Source organism: Pseudomonas peradeniyensis (assembly GCF_014268935.2).
GTDB classification, from domain to species: Bacteria; Pseudomonadota; Gammaproteobacteria; order Pseudomonadales; family Pseudomonadaceae; genus Aquipseudomonas; species Aquipseudomonas peradeniyensis.
The window spans coordinates 41,186-60,863 of sequence record NZ_JABWRJ020000003.1 but is presented as its reverse complement, the minus strand read 5'-3'; the positions used below and the strand labels follow the sequence as shown (position 1 = coordinate 60,863).

The 19,678-nt window shown below is 63.7% G+C and carries 18 protein-coding genes; 12 read left to right on the top strand and 6 right to left on the bottom strand.

Going from position 1 to position 19,678, the window contains the following annotated elements; genetic code table 11:
* Positions 1–39 precede the first annotated feature (39 nt).
* Positions 40–486 carry a hypothetical protein gene (locus tag HU751_RS15125; protein ID WP_186732173.1) on the top strand — a complete coding sequence of 149 codons (447 nt, stop codon included), beginning with the start codon at positions 40–42 and terminating at the stop codon, positions 484–486.
* A 54-nt stretch (positions 487–540) separates the two neighbouring features.
* Here HU751_RS15125 and HU751_RS15120 read toward each other — a convergent pair whose 3' ends face one another.
* The 4 genes from HU751_RS15120 to aspA form a co-directional block, all read right to left on the bottom strand.
* Positions 541–1,644: a polyamine ABC transporter substrate-binding protein gene (locus HU751_RS15120; protein WP_186732174.1), complete on the bottom strand. Its 1,104-nt coding sequence runs from the start codon at positions 1,642–1,644 to the stop codon at positions 541–543.
* 2 nt (positions 1,645–1,646) lie between these two features.
* On the bottom strand, positions 1,647–2,687 hold the full coding sequence (locus HU751_RS15115; RefSeq protein WP_186732175.1) for a histone deacetylase family protein: 1,041 nt from the start codon (positions 2,685–2,687) through the stop codon (positions 1,647–1,649).
* Between the two features lie 158 nt (positions 2,688–2,845).
* Positions 2,846–3,838: an AraC family transcriptional regulator gene (locus HU751_RS15110; RefSeq protein WP_186732176.1), complete on the bottom strand. Its 993-nt coding sequence runs from the start codon at positions 3,836–3,838 to the stop codon at positions 2,846–2,848.
* Positions 3,839–4,018: 180 nt separating this feature from the next.
* Complete coding sequence (gene aspA / locus HU751_RS15105; protein WP_050707561.1) at positions 4,019–5,443, bottom strand: aspartate ammonia-lyase; 1,425 nt, start codon at positions 5,441–5,443, stop codon at positions 4,019–4,021.
* A gap of 181 nt (positions 5,444–5,624) precedes the next feature.
* Here aspA and HU751_RS15100 point away from each other — a divergent pair, with 181 nt between their 5' ends.
* From HU751_RS15100 to HU751_RS15080, 5 genes are all read left to right on the top strand, one after another.
* Entirely contained in the window at positions 5,625–6,554 is a 930-nt protein-coding gene (locus HU751_RS15100; RefSeq protein WP_050707560.1) for a LysR substrate-binding domain-containing protein, read from the top strand.
* A 171-nt stretch (positions 6,555–6,725) separates the two neighbouring features.
* On the top strand, positions 6,726–7,217 hold the full coding sequence (purE, locus tag HU751_RS15095; protein WP_050707559.1) for a 5-(carboxyamino)imidazole ribonucleotide mutase: 492 nt from the start codon (positions 6,726–6,728) through the stop codon (positions 7,215–7,217).
* Between the two features lie 10 nt (positions 7,218–7,227).
* The gene (locus tag HU751_RS15090; protein WP_186732177.1) at positions 7,228–8,310 is read left to right on the top strand and encodes a 5-(carboxyamino)imidazole ribonucleotide synthase; all 1,083 of its coding nucleotides are present in this window, start codon (positions 7,228–7,230) and stop codon (positions 8,308–8,310) included.
* A 96-nt stretch (positions 8,311–8,406) separates the two neighbouring features.
* The gene (locus HU751_RS15085) at positions 8,407–8,652 is read left to right on the top strand and encodes a GlsB/YeaQ/YmgE family stress response membrane protein (protein WP_050707557.1); all 246 of its coding nucleotides are present in this window, start codon (positions 8,407–8,409) and stop codon (positions 8,650–8,652) included.
* Between the two features lie 50 nt (positions 8,653–8,702).
* Positions 8,703–9,236: a DUF3299 domain-containing protein gene (locus tag HU751_RS15080; RefSeq protein ID WP_186732178.1), complete on the top strand. Its 534-nt coding sequence runs from the start codon at positions 8,703–8,705 to the stop codon at positions 9,234–9,236.
* Positions 9,237–9,353: 117 nt separating this feature from the next.
* Here HU751_RS15080 and HU751_RS15075 read toward each other — a convergent pair whose 3' ends face one another.
* Complete coding sequence (locus HU751_RS15075; protein WP_186732179.1) at positions 9,354–10,250, bottom strand: D-hexose-6-phosphate mutarotase; 897 nt, start codon at positions 10,248–10,250, stop codon at positions 9,354–9,356.
* A gap of 73 nt (positions 10,251–10,323) precedes the next feature.
* Entirely contained in the window at positions 10,324–10,722 is a 399-nt protein-coding gene (locus HU751_RS15070) for an acyl-CoA thioesterase (RefSeq protein WP_003253317.1), read from the bottom strand.
* Between the two features lie 362 nt (positions 10,723–11,084).
* Between HU751_RS15070 and HU751_RS15065 the strand changes: the two genes are divergently transcribed.
* The 6 genes from HU751_RS15065 (at position 11,085) to phoU (ending at position 19,525) form a co-directional block, all read left to right on the top strand.
* The gene (locus HU751_RS15065) at positions 11,085–12,374 is read left to right on the top strand and encodes an MFS transporter (RefSeq protein WP_062360101.1); all 1,290 of its coding nucleotides are present in this window, start codon (positions 11,085–11,087) and stop codon (positions 12,372–12,374) included.
* A gap of 168 nt (positions 12,375–12,542) precedes the next feature.
* Entirely contained in the window at positions 12,543–13,541 is a 999-nt protein-coding gene (locus HU751_RS15060) for a phosphate ABC transporter substrate-binding protein PstS (protein WP_186732180.1), read from the top strand.
* Positions 13,542–13,683: 142 nt separating this feature from the next.
* Positions 13,684–15,972 (top strand): ABC transporter permease subunit, encoded by a 2,289-nt coding sequence (locus HU751_RS15055; RefSeq protein ID WP_186732181.1) that lies wholly within the window; start codon positions 13,684–13,686, stop codon positions 15,970–15,972.
* Positions 15,973–15,989: 17 nt separating this feature from the next.
* Positions 15,990–17,660, top strand: coding sequence for a phosphate ABC transporter permease PstA (gene pstA / locus HU751_RS15050; RefSeq protein WP_186732182.1), 1,671 nt, complete (start codon positions 15,990–15,992; stop codon positions 17,658–17,660).
* Between the two features lie 72 nt (positions 17,661–17,732).
* Positions 17,733–18,566: a phosphate ABC transporter ATP-binding protein PstB gene (gene pstB / locus HU751_RS15045; protein ID WP_110736314.1), complete on the top strand. Its 834-nt coding sequence runs from the start codon at positions 17,733–17,735 to the stop codon at positions 18,564–18,566.
* Between the two features lie 188 nt (positions 18,567–18,754).
* Positions 18,755–19,525 carry a phosphate signaling complex protein PhoU gene (phoU, locus tag HU751_RS15040; RefSeq protein ID WP_023630537.1) on the top strand — a complete coding sequence of 257 codons (771 nt, stop codon included), beginning with the start codon at positions 18,755–18,757 and terminating at the stop codon, positions 19,523–19,525.
* Positions 19,526–19,678: the final 153 nt, after the last annotated feature.

Here is a 19,678-nt window from a genome sequence, read left to right as displayed (position 1 = left end):
CGTGATGTTCGGCGTTTTCGTTACTGGGAGAATATTTCAATGAGTCATCATCGAGCGTTGGTCAAGCAAGCTATTAATGATGTGCGAAACTTAAATGTAAAAAAGAAGCAAAGCGAGGGCGTGCTCACCGCGCTGGTCGATGGACAGCCTTTTGAGGGTGCGGTGACTAAAGTTTCATATCCGGGTACTAATGTATATATCGCCATCATGGTGATTGAAGGCTATGATCATATTATTGACTTTGCCATCGATGAGGACGTTTTGGACGGAAAACATCTGGTGCAGCTATATGATGATGGCGGTAAAGTTACGGCGGGCTATAGCGTAGAAAAAGAAGGTGAGCCCTCTCTTAATTATGTGGCAGAGCTGGGAGGTGCCAATATTCTGCATGAAGATGGTAAGTTTTCTGGCAGTTTCATTGTGAAACTTGAGCCCAACGACCGCCACCGAACTATAACCGAGGCAACATTCAAACCCGCCAAATGATGGGGTTCGGCGTGTTCTGCTCCTGCCGGGTGGCAGGAGCATTGCACATACCTATCAGGTGCCAGATTTAATTCTGGTCCAGGCTCGAGTCCGTGCCCGCTCGGCATCCCGTGGCAACGGCTTGAGGGTATACAGCTTGGCCATCGCCTCAGCTGTCGGGTACAGGTTCGGGTTGTTGCGGATCGCCGGGCTGACTTTGTCGTTCGCATCCTTGTTCGGGTTCGGGTAGCCGACGAAATCGCTGATCGGCGCGATCACCTCGGGCCGCAGCAGGTAGTTGATGAAGGCATGGGCATCCTCCGGGTTGGCCGCGTTCTTCGGGATCGCCAGCATGTCGAACCAGATCGGCGCCCCTTCCCTGGGCAGGCGCATGTCCACCGTCACACCATTCTTGGCCTCGCGGGCGCGGTTGGCGGCCTGGGAGAAGCTGCCCGAATAACCCACCGCCACGCAGATGTCGCCATTGGCGATGTCGGCCATGTATTTGGAGGAGTGGAAGTAGGTGACGTGCGGGCGGATCTTCAGCAGCAGGTCCTGGGCTTTCTGGTAGTCGGCCGGCTTGCCGCTGTTGGGGTCCAGGCCCAGGTACGACAGGGCCAGCGGCAGGATCTCCGACGGCGAGTCGAGCAGTGCCACGCCGCATTGCTTGAGCTTGGCGATGTTCTCCGGCTTGAAGATCAGGTCCCAGCTGTCTACCGGGGCGTTGTCGCCAAGCACGGCCTTGACCTTGTCCGGGTTGAAGCCGATCAGCACGGTGCCGTACATGTAGGGTACGGCGAACTTGTTGCCGGGATCGTTGGCCTCGATCAGCTTCATCAGCGCCGGGTCCAGATGTTGCCAGTTGGGCAGCTTGGTGCGATCGAGCGGCTGGAACACGCCGGCCTCGATCTGCTTGGCGAGGAACACATTGGATGGCACCACCACGTCGTAGCCGGAGTTGCCGGTCAGCAGCTTGGCCTCCAGCGCCTCGTTGGTGTCGAAGATGTCGTAGACCAGCTTCACCCCGCTGTCCTTCTGGAAGTCGGTGAGGGTCTGCGGGGTGATGTAGTCGAACCAGTTGTAGACCCGCAGGGTGCGCTGGTCGGCGTGGGTCTGGAGCGCGCCAGCGAGCAGGCCGACGGTGATGAGTGGGGCGAGCAGACGCTTGAGTCGGACCATGTTCAGGCTCCTGGCTGGGCGCGCTGGAAGCCTTCCAGCACATTGACCGCGTTGATGCCGATTTCCTCCACGGCGTAGCCGCCCTCCATCACGAACAAGGTCGGCTTGCCCAGCTGGGCGATGCGCTTGCCCATCTCCAGGTAGTCCGGGCTGTCGAGCTTGAACTGGGAGATCGGGTCGTCCTTGAAGGTGTCCACGCCGAGGGAGATCACCAGCACCTCGGCGTCGTAGGCGGCGATGCGCTGGCAGGCGTCTTCCAGTGCCGCGCTCCAGGCCGACCAGTCGCTGCCGGCGGGCAGTGGGTAATTGATGTTGCAGCCTTCGCCCGCGCCTTCACCGACCTCGTCGGCATAGCCCAGGAAGAACGGGAACTCGTCCTGCGGGTCGCCGTGGATCGAGGCGAAGAACACATCGTTGCGGGTGTAGAAGATGTCCTGGGTGCCGTTGCCGTGGTGGTAGTCGACATCGAGGATGGCCACCTTGCGCCGGCCCTGGTCGAGGAAGGCCTGGGCGGCGATGGCGGCGTTGTTCAGGTAACAGTAGCCACCCATCACCTCGGCGGCGGCGTGGTGTCCCGGCGGGCGGCACAGGGCGAAGGCCGCGTGGGCGCCTTGCTGGATCGCAGCCTGGGCGGTCAGGGCCACTTGCGCGGCGCTGTAGGCGGCCTGCCAGGTGCCGGCGGTGATCGGCGCGCCAGCGTCGAAGCTGTAGTAGCCGAGTTCGCCGTGCAGGCCGGTGGGCTTGACCTGGCGCAAGGTGCGCGCCGGCCAGGTGAAGGGCAGCAGGTCGCCGTCATGGCCCAGCGCCGCCCAGCGGGCCCAGGCGCCTTCGAAGAAGTTCAGGTAGTCGGTGCTGTGGATGCGTTGCAGCGGAGCGCGGCCAAAATCGGTGGGGCCTTGCACGGGGCCGAGGTTGCGCTGCTTCACCTGATCGAGGACGTGATCGGCACGGGAGGGCATTTCGAAGCAGGGCATCAGCTGGCCGTCGATCAGCTCGCAGCGGCCATGGTGCAGGCGGTGGTCATCGGAATAGATCGTCAGCATTTGTTGTTCTCCGGATCATTACTGGCGTGGGCCGATTGTGCTGGGTGGCCCGATGAAGGGAGAACGGCATGAATGGCCAAAAGGGGATAGATGTGGCCATCACCTGTGGCGACCTTATCGCGGGGCAAGCCCGCTCCCACGAATCGGCGTGGGTGCGGTCAGCCGCGAAAATGACTGGGCGCCACGCCGCTCCAGCGCTGGAAGGCATGCCTGAAACTCGCGGTCTCGCTGAACCCCAGCGATTCGGCAATGCGATAGATCGGCATCTGGTCTTCGGCCAGCAGTTGCTTGGCCCGCTCGAAGCGCAACTCGTCGAGCAGCTGTTGATAACTGCTGCCCAGCGCTTGCAGGTGCCGGCGCAAGGTGCGCGACGAGCAGTTCATCTGCCGTGCCAGGCCCTCCAGCCCGGGGGCGGCATCCAGCTGTTGGACCAGCAACTGGCGAATGCGCCCGAGCCAGGCCTGACGCCCGGTGAACTCCAGGTTCAGCCGTCGGCAGCGTTCGCCCATGGCCTTGTGGGTGATCGGGTCGGCCAGCGGCAGCGGCATATCCAGCCAGCGGCGCTCGAAGGCGAAGGCGTTATCGCCGGCCTCGAAGCCGAGCGGGCATTGGAATGCACCGTCGTAGAGCGTGTGGTAGCCGGGGCGCGAGTGTTCGAAGCGCGCCGCCAGCAGCGGCAGCGGACGACCGAGCAGGTCATCGCAGATCACTTTCAGCGACACCAGGCAGAACTCGGCGTTGAAGGCGGCAAGGCCGGGGGCGTCGTAATGGTCGGTGGCGCTGAGCCAGACCCGCTGGCCGTCATCCACCAGGCGCAGCTGGAAGACTGTTCCCAGCAGTGCCGGGTAACTCAGCGCCAGGCGCAGGGCGTCACCCAAAGTGGCACTGGAGAGCAGGGCGTAACCCAGCATCCCGTAGCACGACACATGCATCCGCCGGCCCAGTTCCAGGCCGATGTCCTCACGCCGGGCGACGGCGTTGGCGCACACCTGCAGCTCCTGTTGGGTGGTGATGCGCGCATCGGCGTGGCCCATGTCCGCCGGGCCTATGCCGCTGCCGGCGAGCAGCTGCCGCGGGTCGACGCCGGCCTCCTGGAACACCTGGAGGATCAGCGAAACCGCGTTGAGGGTGGTGAGGTGGCTGTGCAGCATGCTCGGCGTCCCATTGGGCTGAGAAGCTTTAGCGAGCAAGTTATATGCCGCTCCTACAGGGACCGCGCAGGGTTTGAAGCGCAGGTATAAAAAAAGGGCCCGGAGCGTGCGCTCGGGCCCTTGAAAGGTTGAGAGGTGTCTAGTCCCTCGACCTGGTGAGACTGTTTGCAGCGGCCTGGGTTACGCCTTCAGCGGAACCAGACGGGGAGCGATCATGTTTTCCGGACGCAGGATGTCGTTGAGCATCTCTTCGTCCAGCAGCTTCTCCTCGCGCACCAGTTCCAGCACGCCGCGGCCGGTTTCCAGGGCGACGCGGGCGATACGGGTGGCGTTTTCGTAGCCGATGTACGGGTTCAGGGCGGTGACCAGGCCGATCGAGTGCTCGACCAGTTCACGGCAGCGCTGTTCGTTGGCGGTGATGCCGACGATGCAGTGCTCGCGCAGCATGTCCATGGCGCGTTGCAGCAGGCGGATCGAGTCGAAGATCTTGTAGGCGATCAGCGGTTCCATCACGTTCAGCTGCAGCTGGCCACCTTCGGCGGCGACGGTCAGGGCCAGGTCGTTGCCCATGATGGCGAAGGCGACTTGGTTGACGGCTTCCGGGATCACCGGGTTGACCTTGCCTGGCATGATCGAGCTGCCTGGCTGACGCGCTGGCAGGTTGATTTCGTTGATGCCGGTGCGTGGGCCGCTGGACAGCAGGCGCAGGTCGTTGCAGATCTTCGACAGCTTGACCGCGGTACGCTTGAGCATGCCGGAGAACAGCACGAAGGCGCCCATGTCGGAGGTGGCTTCGATCAGGTCGGCGGCCGGGACCAGCGGCTGGCCGCTGATGGTCGCCAGGCGCTGCACGGCCAGGGCCTGGTAGCCCGGGTCGGCGTTGATGCCGGTACCGATGGCGGTACCGCCCAGGTTGATTTCGGTCAGCAGCTCCGGAGCCAGCGAGCGCAGGCGCTGCAGGTCTTCGGTCATGGTGGTGGCGAAGGCGCGGAATTCCTGGCCCAGGGTCATCGGCACGGCGTCCTGCAGCTGGGTGCGGCCCATCTTCAGTACGTGGTCGAACTCTTTACCCTTGGCGGCGAAGGCCTGGATCAGGCTGTCGAGGCTGGCCAGCAGGGCGTCGTGGCCCAGCAGCAGACCCAGACGGATCGCGGTCGGGTAGGCGTCGTTGGTCGACTGCGCCATGTTCACGTCGTTGTTCGGGTGCAGGTACTGGTACTCACCTTTCTGGTGGCCCATGTGCTCCAGCGCGACGTTGGCGATGACTTCGTTGGCGTTCATGTTGGTGGAGGTGCCGGCACCGCCTTGAATCATGTCCACGACGAACTGATCGTGGAAGTCACCCTTGATCAGTCGGGCGCAGGCTGCAGTGATGGCAGCGTGCTTGGCATCGCTCAGGTGCCCCAGCTCACGGTTGGCGTCAGCAGCGGCCTGCTTGACCATCGCCAGGCCGACTACCAGTTTCGGGTAGTGCGACAGCGGAACGCCGGAGAGGTGGAAGTTGTTGGCAGCGCGCAGAGTCTGGATGCCGTAGTAGGCATCGGCAGGGACTTCAAGGGTACCAAGCAGATCTTTTTCGACGCGGAACGATGCAGCGGAGGACATGATGGATATCATCTCGATTTTGACCCGGCACCTGCCGGAATGGCGCCAATGCTAGGGCTGCCCGGATTTTGCGGCCAATGCTGTTGCACGCTAACCTATGCACAAACGGCATACGGTTTGATGTGACGCCGATTGACAATCGAGCGTGTTCCATTTTGGTGCACGCGTTGCGGAGTAGTCGATGAACCTCGAAAGCAAATGGCTGGAGGACTTCAGTGCCCTGGCCTCCACCCGCAGTTTTTCCCAGGCGGCCGAGCGCCGTTTCGTCACCCAGCCGGCTTTCAGCCGACGCATACGCAGCTTGGAGGCGGCGTTGGGGCTGACCTTGGTGAATCGTTCCCGCACACCCATCGAACTGACCGAGGCCGGACAGCTGTTTCTCGTCACTGCGCGCACCGTTGTCGACCAGTTGAGCGAAGTTCTCCGCCATTTGCACCACCTCGAAGGCGGGCAGGGCGAGGTCATCCAGGTGTCGGCCGCACACTCCCTGGCGTCGGGCTTTTTCCCGCGCTGGGTGGCGCAGCTGCGCAACGATGGTTTGAACATCGCCACGCGCCTGGTGGCCACCAACGTCGGTGATGCCGTTCATGCATTGCGCGAGGGCGGCTGCGACCTGATGCTGGCCTTCTATGACCCGGACGCCGCCCTGCAGATGGACGCTGAGATCTTCCCCTCGCTGCACATGGGCACCACCGAAATGCTTCCGGTGTGCGCCGTGGGTCCGGACGGCAAGCCGCTGTTCGACCTGGAGGGCGAGGGCAGCGTGCCGCTGCTGGCCTACAGCGCTGGCGCCTTCCTCGGCCGTTCGGTCAACCTGCTGCTACGCCAGCGCAACCTGCGCTATACCACTGTCTATGAAACCGCGATGGCCGACAGTCTCAAGAGCATGGCCCTCGAAGGCATGGGTATCGCCTGGGTGCCGAGGCTGTCGATGCGTGGCGAGCTGGAACGTGGCGAACTGGTGATCTGTGGCGGCAGCCAGTGGCATGTGCCGCTGGAAATCCGCCTGTACCGCTGCGCGCTGGTGCGCAAGGCCAACGTGCGGTTGCTGTGGCGCAAGCTGGAGGGCGGCTCAGTTGACCCGAAAGTCAGCCAAACCCCCGAAAAATAAGGGCGACAGTTGGTCGCCGGGGGTGCCGTGATCGCCTCGCGTTACGCTATACTGCGCGGCCCCTCGACCGGATAGATCCGGTCATGATCAGCAAACAAGCCACGCCGGTCGTCCCGCGTGGCTTGTTGTTTTTTGACGCGCCCGCGGGCGCACAAGCGAAGAGGCTCGACGATGAGTGCACTGGTTGGCGTGATCATGGGCTCCAAGTCCGATTGGTCCACCCTTAGCCACACCGCCGATATGCTGGAAAAACTCGGCATTCCCTACGAGGTGAAGGTGGTTTCCGCCCACCGTACCCCGGACCTGCTGTTCCAGTACGCCGAGGAGGCCGAAGGCCGCGGCATCGAGGTGATCATCGCCGGTGCCGGTGGCGCGGCCCACCTGCCAGGCATGTGCGCTGCCAAGACCCACCTGCCGGTGCTGGGCGTGCCAGTGCAGTCGTCGATGCTGTCGGGTGTCGATTCGCTGCTGTCGATCGTGCAGATGCCGGCCGGCGTGCCGGTAGCCACCCTGGCCATCGGCAAAGCCGGCGCGATCAACGCCGCGCTGCTGTCGGCAAGCATCCTGGGCGCCAAGTACCCGCAGTTCCACGCGGCGCTCAAGCAGTTCCGCACCGAGCAGACCGACACCGTTCTGGACAATCCAGATCCGCGCCAGGCTTGAGGTTGACGCTATGAAGATCGGTGTAATCGGTGGCGGCCAGCTGGGCCGCATGCTGGCCCTGGCGGGCACCCCGCTGGGCATGAACTTCGCCTTCCTCGACCCGGCCCCGGACGCCTGCGCCGCCCCGCTGGGCGAGCACCTGCGCGCCGACTACGGCGACCAGGACCACCTGCGCCAGCTGGCCGACGAAGTCGACCTGGTGACCTTCGAGTTCGAGAGCGTGCCGGCGGAAACCGTCGCCTTCCTTTCGCAGTTCGTGCCGGTCTACCCGAGCGCCGAAGCCCTGCGCATCGCCCGCGACCGTCTGTTCGAGAAGAGCATGTTCCGCGACCTGGGGATTCCGACCCCGGCTTTCGCCGACATCCTTTCGCAAGCGGACCTGGATGCCGCCGTCGCCAGCATCGGCCTGCCGGCCGTGCTCAAGACCCGCACCCTGGGGTATGACGGCAAGGGCCAGAAGGTCCTGCGCAAGCCTGAGGACGTGGTCGATACCTTCGCCGAGCTGGGTAGCGTGCCTTGCCTGCTGGAGGGCTTCGTGCCATTCACCGGCGAAGTGTCATTGGTGGCCGTGCGTGCCCGCGATGGCGAAACCCGCTTCTACCCGCTGGTGCACAACACCCACGACAGCGGCATCCTGAAACTGTCGGTGGCCAGCGACGCGCACCCGCTGCAGGCCCTGGCCGAAGACTACGTCGGTCGCGTGCTGCAGAAGCTGGACTATGTCGGCGTCATGGCCTTCGAGTTCTTCGAAGTCGACGGCGGTCTGAAGGCCAACGAGATTGCCCCGCGCGTGCACAACTCCGGGCACTGGACCATCGAAGGCAGTGAGTGCAGCCAGTTCGAGAACCACCTGCGTGCCGTCGCCGGCCTGCCGCTGGGTTCGACCGCCAAGGTCGGCGAGAGCGCCATGCTCAACTTCATCGGCGAAGTACCGCCGGTGGACAAGGTCGTGGCCATCGATGATTGTCACCTGCACCACTACGGCAAGGCGTTCAAGGTCGGACGCAAGGTCGGCCATGCCACCCTGCGCTGCGCCGACATGGTCACCCTCAAGGCCAAGATCGCCGAAGTAGAGGCGTTGATCGCCGGCTGATCGAACTTCTGCCCGGCAATGCCGCTCTGAGATGGCAACATGCCAAAGCGCTGACTAGGCTTTGGCATGTTTCATGTTCATCATAGAGGGATTGCCATGGGCATCATTGGAACCATCTTCATTGGCCTGATCGTCGGCCTGCTGGCGCGTTTCCTGAAACCGGGTGACGACAGCATGGGCTGGATCATGACCATCCTCCTCGGCATCGCCGGCTCCCTGGCCGCCACCTATGGCGGGCAAGCCCTTGGCATCTACCAGGCCGGGCAGGCCGCAGGTTTCTTCGGGGCCCTGGTCGGGGCGATCATCCTTCTGGTGATCTACGGCTTCATCAAGAAGAACTGAACACAGGCTAGAATGCCCGGCAATTCAATCCCGAGTTGCCGAGCATTCCCATGCGTGCGTTATTCCTCGTCCCCCTGCTGCTGGCCAGCGCCCTGGCCCATGCCGAACTGCCCGAGACCGACTGGCTGGAGCTGATGCCCAAGTCGGACCAGAAAGCCCTCGAGCAGATGCCCGAGATCGACCACAACTCCCCGGAAGCCCAGGGGACCTTCACTGCCAAGGGTGGCCTGAAGCAGAGCAAGGGCCTGCCTGCGGTGATGTACTCGACCAAGACCGTGGCAGCGATGAACGGCAAGCAGATCCGCCTGGGCGGGTATCCGGTGCCGTTGGAGAGCGATGCGAAAGGCAACAGCACGTTGTTCTTCCTGGTGCCGTACCCGGGCGCCTGCATCCATGTTCCGCCGCCGCCGCCGAACCAGCTGGTGCTGGTGCGTTATCCGAAAGGTTTGAAGATCGACGACATCTACACGCCGTTGTGGGTGACCGGCACGCTGAAGGTGGAGACGGTCAGCAATGACCTGGCGGATGCGGCGTATGCGCTGGAGGCGGGGCAGGTGAGGGTGGTGGAAGACGCCGACCTCTAACGCATTCTGGGGCTGCTTGCAGCCCATCGCGACACAAGGCCGCTCCTACAGGGATCACGCGAATCCTGTGGGAGCGGCCTTGTGTCGCGAAAGGACCGCGTAGCGGTCCCGGAAAACTCAGAGCACTTCGCTACCGATCGCCACGCTCATCGCATGACTCGCCCCCGGCTTGAGCACCACCACGTCATCCATCACATTGGCCGTCTCGATGCACAGCATGCGCTGCCAGCCATCGTCGGCCATGTCCGGCAGGTCGCGGGCGCGCTCGGTCCAGGGGTTCCAGATCACCGCAGTGTGTGAGCCGTCGGCCTGCAAGGTGATGCGTCGGTTCCAGTGCGGGTCGACGATGGCCAGGCGCTCGGGGGCGTTCAGGTAGATGCGATCGGTCTCGCCCGCGAAGCCCAGGTTGCCCTGCTGCTGGTGTTGCTCCCAGTTGGCCAGGGTTTCGATATAGGCCAACCCGTCCACGCCTTCCACCTGCACCTGACGCACATCGCTCACGGCGAAGTAACTGTGCAGGGCCTGGCTCAGGGTGACGTCGGAATTGCCGAGGTTGTAGCTGGTGAGGGTCAGCTTCAGCTGGTCGCCCAGTTCCACCAGCAGCTTGAGCTGGACCTCGTGGGCCCAGCCCGGCAGGTCGCCCTGGGCTTCGGGTAGTTCGAATTCGATGTGCAGGCTTTCGCCGTGCTCCTCGGCCCCCAGCAACTGCCAGTCGCGCCCGCGCACCAGGCCGTGGGCCGGTGGCTGCTCGCCCTTGAACATGGCTTTGACCGAATCCGGGTTGCGTTCGAAGATACCGAACCATGGCCAGCACACCGGCGCGCCGGCGCGCACCGACTTGCCCTTGCGCAAGATGGCCTGGTCGCTCAGCCACAGCAGCGGCGGTTCGCCGATCCGCTGGTAGCTGAGGACTTGCGCGCCCTGCTGGGCGATCAATAGTTCGGCATGCTCGCTGGTGATGCGCCAGCAATTGAGTTCGCCGTGAAGCTCGGTCTCGACCGTGAAGTTAGCCATTGCGCTCGTCTCATTGATTGTCTGTCAGGCCGTTGGACCCGGTGACGTGCAATGAGTTTACCGCTCGCTCGGCTCAGCGACGAGGCACCGAGCGGGTGCGACCGCTGCCGTCGATGGCGACGAACACGAACACGGCTTCGGTGACCTTGCGCCATTCGCTGGACAGCGGGTCGTCGCTCCACACTTCGACCATCATCTGGATCGAGCTGCGACCGATCTCCAGGGTCTGGGTATAGAAGGACAGCTGAGCGCCCACCGCCACCGGCACCAGGAAGGCCATGCGGTCGATGGCTACCGTGGCCACCCGGCCACCGGCGACGCGGCTGGCCATGGCGGTGCCGGCCAGGTCCATCTGGGCGACCAGCCAGCCGCCGAAGATATCGCCGAAACCATTGGTCTCGCGTGGCAGCGCGGTGATCTGCAAGGCCAGGTCGCCCTGCGGGATAGGATCTTCTTGTTCGAGCTCAATCATGCCGTGGGGCCTCTGACCCGTGAAGCTTCGTTGGTGGCGCAATGAAGGACGCCGTAAAAACGATTCAGCAACACGCATACTACGCTGATTTCGCTTCGCGAGGCGGCCAAAGGGAAACTCTGCGAAACAGTCTGACAACAATGACCGACGTTTTCGCACAACTTCCCACAATGGAAGCAACCTTTTCCTACGAGCGGGCAGTATATATACCTGCACAGCCAGCGACGACCGCACATTCATGAATATCTGTATGGATTTTGTACCGCTATGAGCGCGGCTCGGCAATTTGCTATCTTCGCTGCCTAGCCAATCCAGAAGCCGCATGCCAAGCGGTCCGCAGACCTACAAGAGAAAGAACAGCGATGACCTCCGTGCAGAGCAGTATCGAGCAGCCGTCCCGGCCGTTGTCCCGCAGTGACTACAAGACCCTCTCGCTGTCCGCCCTGGGCGGAGCCTTGGAGTTCTACGACTTCATCATCTTCGTGTTCTTCGCCACGGTGGTCGGCAAGCTGTTCTTCCCCGCCGACATGCCTGAGTGGCTGCGCCTGATGCAGACCTTCGGCATCTTCGCCGCCGGCTACCTGGCGCGCCCCCTGGGCGGCATCGTCATGGCCCACTTCGGCGACCTGCTCGGGCGCAAGAAGATGTTCACCCTGAGCATCTTCCTGATGGCCGTACCGACCCTGGTGATGGGCCTGCTGCCCACCTATGCGCAGATTGGCCTGTGGGCGCCGATCCTGCTGCTGTTGATGCGGGTGATCCAGGGCGCGGCCATCGGCGGCGAGGTGCCGGGGGCCTGGGTGTTCGTCTCCGAGCACGTGCCGGCGCGCAACACCGGCTATGCCTGCGGCACCCTGACCGCGGGGCTAACCTCGGGCATCCTGCTTGGCTCGCTGGTGGCGACCCTGATCAACACGCTCTACACCCCCGAGGAGGTGGCGGATTACGCCTGGCGTATCCCGTTCCTGCTCGGTGGGGTGTTCGGCTTCTTCGCGGTCTACCTGCGCCGCTGGCTGCATGAGACCCCGGTGTTCGCCGAGATGCAGGCGCGCAAGGCCCTGGCCGAAGAACTGCCGCTGCGCGCGGTGCTGCGCGACCATCGCGGTGCGATCATCCTGTCGATGCTGCTCACCTGGCTGCTGTCGGCCGGCATCGTGGTGATCATCCTGATGACCCCGGCCTTGCTGCAGAGCCTCTATCACGTCAGCCCCACCGATTCGCTCAAGGCCAACAGCCTGGCCATCGTGCTGCTCAGCCTGGGCTGCATCGGGGCTGGCAGCCTGGCAGACCGTTTTGGCGCTGGGCGCGTGTTCATCGTTGGCAGCCTGGCGTTGCTGGCGTCGTCCTGGGCCTTCTACCACAGCCTGCCGACCCGCCCGGACCTGCTGTTCCCGCTGTATGCCCTGACCGGCCTGTGCGTGGGCATCGTCGGCGCCGTGCCGTACGTGATGGTCAAGGCGTTCCCGCCGGTGGTGCGCTTCAGCGGCTTGTCGTTCTCCTACAACCTGGCCTACGCGATCTTTGGCGGGCTGACGCCGATGGTGGTGACCGCGCTGCTCAAGTTCAGCCCGATGGCGCCGGCCTACTACGTGGCGTGCCTGTGTGCCGTTGGTCTGCTGGTGGGCACCTATTTGCTCGCTCGTAAACGCTGACACCCGCTCTAAACTCCTCCTCTGCAACATCCTGTAAAGGCCATCCCGGTTCCCGGTGATGGCCTTTCATCCAATTGTCATATTCGAGTCATAGAGTGTTCATGCGGCCTGCAGATACTTGGGCCCGTTCCATCTCACAACCCACGATATTCCTGCTAGGAGCAAGGCATGAAACTGAAGCGTTTGATGGCGGCCCTGACCTTTGCCGCCGCTGGCGTCGCTGCCGCCAATGCGGTCGCCGCTGTCGATCCTGCAATCCCGACCTACACCAAGACCACCGGTGTATCGGGCAACCTCTCCAGCGTCGGTTCCGACACCCTCGCGAACCTGATGACCCTGTGGGCCGAGGCCTACAAGAAGGAATATCCGAACGTAAACATCCAGATCCAGGCCGCCGGCTCCTCCACCGCGCCGCCCGCGCTGACCGAAGGCACCGCCAACCTGGGCCCGATGAGCCGCAAGATGAAAGACGTCGAGCTGCAGGCCTTCGAGCAGAAATACGGCTACAAGCCGACCGCCATCCCGGTCGCCGTCGACGCCCTGGCCGTATTCGTGCACAAGGACAACCCGATCAAGGGCCTGACCATGGCTCAGGTCGACGCCATCTTCTCCTCCACCCGCCTGTGCGGTGGCAAGAGCGAGATCAAGACCTGGGGTGACGTCGGCGTGACCGGCGACCTGGCCAACAAGCCGGTCCAGCTGTTCGGCCGTAACTCGGTATCGGGCACCTACGGCTACTTCAAGGAAGAAGCCCTGTGCAAAGGCGACTTCAAGCCTAACGTCAACGAACAGCCTGGCTCGGCCTCGGTCGTGCAGTCGATCAGCTCCTCGCTGAACGGCATTGGCTACTCGGGCATCGGCTACAAGACCGCCAGCGTCAAGACCGTGCCTCTGGCCAAGAAAGACGGCGGCACCTTCGTCGAAGACAACGAAGCCAACGCCCTGAACGGTACCTATCCGCTGTCGCGCTTCCTGTACGTCTACGTCAACAAGGCGCCGAACAAGCCTCTGGCCCCGCTGGAAGCCGAGTTCGTCAAGCTGGTGCTGTCCCAGGCCGGCCAGCAGGTTGTCGTGAAGGACGGCTACATCCCGCTGCCAGCCAAGGTGGTCGACAAGACCCTGGCTGACCTGGGTCTGTCCCACGCGGGTAACGTTGCAAAGAAGTAAGTAACTGAGGATGAGGCCGGTGACCACAATGCCGGCCTCCTCCACGAATTCCTTAGTCCGAAGCCAGGGCTCCTGAGCGGCGGGCTTTTTTGCGTCACTGCACTGTCATGTTTTTGTCATACGGGACCGCTAGGGTGTGCGCATGAATGATCTGGCCAACTCCACAATGACCCAAAATTCTCCTCCCGTGCGCATTGATTTCAATACGCCCGAGTTGCAACGCAAGCGCCGCATGCGCGCCCTCAAGGACCGTCTGACCCGCTGGTACGTCCTGGTGGGCGGCCTCGCCGTGCTGGCAGCGATCACGCTGATCTTCTTCTACCTGGCCTATGTGGTGCTGCCGCTGTTCCAGGGTGCCGAACTGACCAGCAAGAAGGCCCTGGAGCCGACCTGGCTGCAACAGGACGCCGGCAAGCCCCTGATGATCGCCCTCGAGGAGCAGAACCTCGTGGGCATGCGTGTGTCCGACAAGGGCCAGGCGCTGTTCTTCGACACCAAGACCGGCAACGAACTGAAGCGCGTCGACCTGCCGCTGCCCGCCGGCGCCCAGGTCAGCTCGATCAGCACCGACCAGCCCGGCAGCCCGCTGGTGGTGCTGGGCCTGTCCAATGGCCAGGCGCTGGTGTTCCACCACACCTACAAGATCACCTATCCGGACAACAAGAAGACCATCGAGCCGGGTATCGACTACCCCTATGGTCAGGACCTGTTCACCCTGGATGACCAGGGCCGCGCGCTGGAACACGTGAGCGTCAACGTCAATGGCGACACCCTGTTGCTGGCCGGCTCCACTGGCGCGCACCTGCAGGTGGTCGAGCTGTCGCGTACCGAGAACATGATGACCGACGAGGTCACCATCGAGCAGAACCGCATCGAGCTGCCGCAGATGACCGAGGTGGTGAAGAACATCTTCATCGACCCGCGCCAGCAGTGGCTGTACGTGGTCAACGGTCGCGCCACCGCCGACGTGTTCAGCCTGCGCGACAAGAGCCTCAATGGTCGCTACAAGCTGCTGGAAGACGGCAACGCCGAAATCACCGCGACCGCCCAGCTGGTCGGTGGCATCTCGCTGATCTTCGGTGACTCCAAGGGCGGCCTGAGCCAGTGGTTCATGGCCCGCGATCCGGACGGCGAGTCGCGCTTCAAGCTGATCCGCAGCTTCCAGCTGGGCAAGGCCCCGGTGGTGCAGATCGACGCCGAAGAGCGCCGCAAGGGCTTCATCGCCCTGGACAGCGAAGGCAAATTGGGCGTGTTCCACAGCACCGCGCACCGCACCCTGCTGGTCGAATCGGTCGCCGAAGGCGCGGGCGTGCTGGCCCTGTCGCCACGCGCCAACCGCATCATCATCGAGGAAGGTGGCAAGCTGCTGCCCCTGAGCCTGCGCAACCCGCACCCGGAGATCTCCTTCAGCGCGCTGTGGGGCAAGGTCTGGTACGAGAACTACGACGAGCCTAAGTATGTCTGGCAGTCGACCGCCTCGAACACCGACTTCGAACCCAAGCTGAGCCTGTCGCCGCTGACCTTCGGTACGCTCAAGGCCGCGTTCTACGCGATGATCCTGGCCGCGCCGCTGGCCATCGCCGCCGCCATCTACACCGCCTACTTCATGGCCCCGGGCATGCGCCGCAAGGTCAAGCCGGTAATCGAGCTGATGGAAGCGATGCCGACGGTGATCCTCGGCTTCTTCGCCGGCCTGTTCCTCGCGCCGTACCTCGAAGGCCACCTGCCGGGCGTATTCAGCCTGTTCGTGATCATGCCGATCGGCATCCTGCTCGCCGGCTTCAGCTGGAGCCGCCTGCCGGAGTCGATCCGCCTGCGCATTCCGGATGGCTGGGAAGCGGCGATCCTGATCCCGGTGATCCTGGTGATCGGCTGGTTTGCCCTGTACATGAGTCCGTTCCTCGAGAGCTGGTTCTTCAAGGGCGACATGCGCCTGTGGATCAGCAACGACCTCGGCATCACCTACGACCAGCGCAACGCCCTGGTGGTCGGCATCGCCATGGGCTTCGCGGTCATCCCGAACATCTATTCCATCGCCGAAGACGCCGTGTTCAGCGTGCCGCGCAGCCTGACCCTGGGTTCGCTGGCGCTGGGCGCCACGCCGTGGCAGACCCTGACCCGCGTGGTCATCCTCACTGCCAGCCCGGGCATCTTCTCGGCGCTGATGATCGGCATGGGCCGCGCGGTGGGCGAGACCATGATCGTGCTGATGGCCACCGGCAACACCCCGGTGATGGAGATGAACCTATTCGAGGGCATGCGCACCCTGGCCGCCAACGTGGCCGTGGAAATGCCCGAATCGGAAGTCGGTGGCAGCCACTATCGTGTGCTGTTCCTCGCCGCCCTCGTGCTGCTGATGTTCACCTTCGTGATGAACACCCTGGCCGAGCTGATTCGCCAGCGCCTGCGCAAGAAATACTCGTCGCTTTGATAGAAAGGTAGAGATCCGTGAAAAAGGATTCCCTCAAAGGCTGGTTCAAGAGCGGCGCCCCCGGCGTCTGGATCAGTGGTGGCGCGGTCGCCATGGCGGTCATCATGACCGTCGGCCTGCTGGCCGTGATCGCCGTGCGCGGCCTGGGCCACTTCTGGCCGGCCGACCTGGTCCAGGCCACCTACAAGGTGCCGGGCCAGGCCGACCACGTGGTCATCGGTGAAGTGGTACAGAAGGAAGAAGTACCGCGTGAACGCCTCAAGGGTGCCGGCCTGCCGGTTCCCGAGCAGGGCCCGGAGTTCATGACCCGCGAGCTGATCAAGGTCGGTAACCGTGACCTCAACGGCACTGACTTCACCTGGGTCGTGGGCGAGTGGCTGGTCGACCAGCAAATGCCTGTCGACCTGATCGCCCTTGAGCGCCGCGAATGGGGTAACTTCTACGGCTACCTGGTCAGCGTCAAGGAAGAAGGCCGCGTGGTCGCCCAGGGCCCCGAGGCCTGGACTGAGCTGCAGACGCGCCTCAAGCGCGCCAGCGAACTCAACGACCAGTTGGTGAAGCTGGAGAAGAAGGACATCGGCGCCATCAACCATGGCCTCGAGCGCCTGCGCCTGCACAGCCGCAAGCTGGAACTGGACGGCAAGCTGGACGCTGCCGCCCAGGCCGACATGGACGCCGAGCGCGCTGAGCTGAACAATCGCTACAAGGCCATCGAGGAGCGCCTGACCGGCCTGCACCAGGCCTTCGCCCGCGACAGCCTGGTGGCCCGCGACGGCAACGGCCGCGAGGTGGAGATCAACCTGAGCAAGGTGGTCCACGCCATCCAGCCGAACGCCATGTCCGGCCTGACCAAGATGGGCGCCTACTTCGCCAAGGTGTGGGAGTTCCTCAGCGACGACCCGCGTGAGGCCAACACCGAGGGTGGTATCTTCCCGGCCATCTTCGGCACCGTGATGATGACCCTGATCATGGCCGTGATCGTCACCCCGTTCGGCGTGCTGGCGGCGGTGTACCTGCGCGAGTACGCCAAGCAGGGCCCGGTGACCCGGTTGATCCGCATCGCGGTGAACAACCTGGCCGGCGTTCCGGCGATCGTCTACGGCGTGTTCGGCCTGGGTTTCTTCGTCTACGTGCTGGGCGGCTCGATCGACCGGCTGTTCTTCCCCGAGTCGCTGCCGGCGCCGACCCTCGGCACGCCTGGCCTGCTTTGGGCCTCGCTGACCCTGGCGCTGCTGGCGGTGCCGGTGGTGATCGTGGCCACCGAGGAAGGCCTGGCGCGGATTCCGCGTACGGTGCGCGAGGGCTCGCTGGCCCTGGGCGCGACCAAGGCCGAGACCCTGTGGAAGATCGTCCTGCCGATGGCCAGCCCGGCCATGATGACCGGCATGATCCTCGCCGTGGCCCGCGCCGCCGGCGAAGTGGCGCCGCTGATGCTGGTGGGTGTGGTGAAGCTGGCGCCGTCGCTGCCGGTGGACGGTAACTACCCGTACCTGCACCTGGACCAGAAGATCATGCACCTGGGCTTCCACATCTACGACGTCGGCTTCCAGAGCCCCAACGTCGAGGCCGCGCGGCCGCTGGTGTACGCCACCGCGCTGTTGCTGGTGCTGGTGATCGCCACCCTCAACCTCTCGGCGGTGTGGATCCGTAACCACCTGCGCGAGAAGTACAAGGCGCTCGACCACTGATCCTGATTGCAAGCGTGCCGCCCGAACACCGGGCGGCCCTTTGAAACGAATTGATAGCGTATGGAGTTGACCATGCAGCATGAATCCCACGCCCACGGCATCGACATGTCGGCCCTGGGCCGCGACAAGCAGAGCCTGCGCCTGGCCGAAGAGACCGTGGCCATCGAAGTACCTGGGCTGTCCCTGTTCTACGGCGACAAGCAAGCGCTGTTCGACGTCAGCCTGAACATCCCCAAGCAGCGCGTGACTGCCTTCATCGGCCCGTCCGGCTGCGGCAAGTCCACGCTGCTGCGGACCTTCAACCGCATGAACGACCTGGTCGATGGCTGCCGCGTGGAAGGCGCCATCAACCTGTACGGCAACAACATCTACCGCAAGGGCGAGGACGTGGCCGAGCTGCGCCGCCGCGTGGGCATGGTGTTCCAGAAGCCCAACCCGTTCCCCAAGACCATCTACGAGAACGTGGTCTACGGCCTGCGCATCCAGGGCATCAACAAGAAGCGCGTGCTCGACGAAGCCGTCGAGTGGGCGCTGAAGGGCGCGGCGCTGTGGGACGAGGTCAAGGACCGCCTGCATGACTCGGCCCTGGGCCTGTCCGGTGGCCAGCAGCAGCGTCTGGTGATCGCCCGTACCATCGCCGTGGAGCCGGAAGTGCTGCTGCTCGACGAACCGTGCTCGGCGCTGGACCCGATCTCGACCCTGAAGGTCGAGGAGCTGATCTACGAACTGAAATCCAAGTACACCATCGTCATCGTGACCCATAACATGCAGCAGGCGGCCCGCGTTTCGGACTACACCGCGTTCATGTACATGGGCAAACTGGTCGAATTCGGTGATACCGACACGCTGTTCACCAACCCGGCGAAGAAGCAGACCGAAGACTACATCACCGGTCGCTACGGCTAGCAGTTGCTCGCCAGGGGGCGGGTGCCTCTGTGGGAGCGGGCTTGCCCGCGAAGCAGGCACCACGGTGGCTGGCACCGGCTTTGCCGGTGTTCGCGGGCAAGCCCGCTCCCACAGAACCAGGTAATGCCAGTAAGCCAGGGAACGACACGAACGACTTGAAGCCTGCAGCTGCTTCGCGGAGCGAAACGATGATCAACAAAGAAAGCCTTACCCACCACATCTCCCAGCAGTTCAATGCCGAGCTCGAGGAGGTGCGCAGCCACCTGCTGGCCATGGGCGGCCTGGTCGAGAAGCAAGTGAACGACGCCGTCACCGCGCTGATCGAGGCCGATTCGGGCCTGGCCCAGCAGGTGCGCGAGGTCGATGAACAGATCAACCAGATGGAACGCAACATCGACGAGGAGTGCGTGCGCATCCTCGCCCGTCGCCAGCCGGCGGCCTCCGACCTGCGCCTGATCATCAGCATCTCCAAGTCGGTGATCGACCTGGAGCGCATCGGTGACGAATCGACCAAGATCGCCCGCCGTGCCATCCAGCTGTGCGAGGAAGGCGAGTCGCCACGCGGCTACGTCGAGGTGCGCCACATCGGCGACCAGGTGCGCAACATGGTCCGCGACGCGCTGGACGCCTTCGCCCGTTTCGACGCCGACCTGGCGCTGTCGGTGGCCCAGTACGACAAGACCATCGACCGTGAATACAAGACCGCGCTGCGCGAGCTGGTCACCTACATGATGGAAGACCCGCGCTCGATCTCCCGCGTGCTCAGCGTGATCTGGGCCCTGCGTTCGCTGGAGCGCATCGGCGACCACGCGCGCAACATTTCGGAGCTGGTGATCTACCTGGTGCGCGGCACCGACGTGCGCCACATGGGCCTCAAGCGCATGAAAGCCGAGGTGCAGGGCGAAGCGTTCGATGAGGGCGAAATCGCTAATGTTCCGGCTGAACCGGACGATAAATAGGATTGCTCCCGAGCATGAACGCCCGGCAACCGCCGGGCGTTTTCGTTTGCGGTCGAGCACCAGCAGGCACCCGCGAACCGTGTGAGAAGTCCCGGCGTGACCAGTGGTTTGGCAAATGGCCATCAGTCGGCGGTATGCTAGCCGGGATTCAAG

What these genes read in the sequence shown, in the direction of transcription:
- HU751_RS15110 (WP_186732176.1), bottom strand. Translation starts at nt 3,838, where the DNA reads ATGCTGCACAGCCACCTCACCACCCTCAACGCGGTTTCGCTGATCCTC.
- HU751_RS15100 (WP_050707560.1), top strand. Translation starts at nt 5,625, where the DNA reads ATGAACCTCGAAAGCAAATGGCTGGAGGACTTCAGTGCCCTGGCCTCC.
- HU751_RS15090 (WP_186732177.1), top strand. Translation starts at nt 7,228, where the DNA reads ATGAAGATCGGTGTAATCGGTGGCGGCCAGCTGGGCCGCATGCTGGCC.
- HU751_RS15125 (WP_186732173.1), top strand. Translation starts at nt 40, where the DNA reads ATGAGTCATCATCGAGCGTTGGTCAAGCAAGCTATTAATGATGTGCGA.
- HU751_RS15120 (WP_186732174.1), bottom strand. Translation starts at nt 1,644, where the DNA reads ATGGTCCGACTCAAGCGTCTGCTCGCCCCACTCATCACCGTCGGCCTG.
- HU751_RS15075 (WP_186732179.1), bottom strand. Translation starts at nt 10,250, where the DNA reads ATGGCTAACTTCACGGTCGAGACCGAGCTTCACGGCGAACTCAATTGC.
- HU751_RS15065 (WP_062360101.1), top strand. Translation starts at nt 11,085, where the DNA reads ATGACCTCCGTGCAGAGCAGTATCGAGCAGCCGTCCCGGCCGTTGTCC.
- HU751_RS15115 (WP_186732175.1), bottom strand. Translation starts at nt 2,687, where the DNA reads ATGCTGACGATCTATTCCGATGACCACCGCCTGCACCATGGCCGCTGC.
- phoU (WP_023630537.1), top strand. Translation starts at nt 18,755, where the DNA reads ATGATCAACAAAGAAAGCCTTACCCACCACATCTCCCAGCAGTTCAAT.
- HU751_RS15060 (WP_186732180.1), top strand. Translation starts at nt 12,543, where the DNA reads ATGAAACTGAAGCGTTTGATGGCGGCCCTGACCTTTGCCGCCGCTGGC.
- HU751_RS15085 (WP_050707557.1), top strand. Translation starts at nt 8,407, where the DNA reads ATGGGCATCATTGGAACCATCTTCATTGGCCTGATCGTCGGCCTGCTG.
- HU751_RS15080 (WP_186732178.1), top strand. Translation starts at nt 8,703, where the DNA reads ATGCGTGCGTTATTCCTCGTCCCCCTGCTGCTGGCCAGCGCCCTGGCC.
- HU751_RS15055 (WP_186732181.1), top strand. Translation starts at nt 13,684, where the DNA reads ATGAATGATCTGGCCAACTCCACAATGACCCAAAATTCTCCTCCCGTG.
- aspA (WP_050707561.1), bottom strand. Translation starts at nt 5,443, where the DNA reads ATGTCCTCCGCTGCATCGTTCCGCGTCGAAAAAGATCTGCTTGGTACC.
- purE (WP_050707559.1), top strand. Translation starts at nt 6,726, where the DNA reads ATGAGTGCACTGGTTGGCGTGATCATGGGCTCCAAGTCCGATTGGTCC.
- HU751_RS15070 (WP_003253317.1), bottom strand. Translation starts at nt 10,722, where the DNA reads ATGATTGAGCTCGAACAAGAAGATCCTATCCCGCAGGGCGACCTGGCC.
- pstB (WP_110736314.1), top strand. Translation starts at nt 17,733, where the DNA reads ATGCAGCATGAATCCCACGCCCACGGCATCGACATGTCGGCCCTGGGC.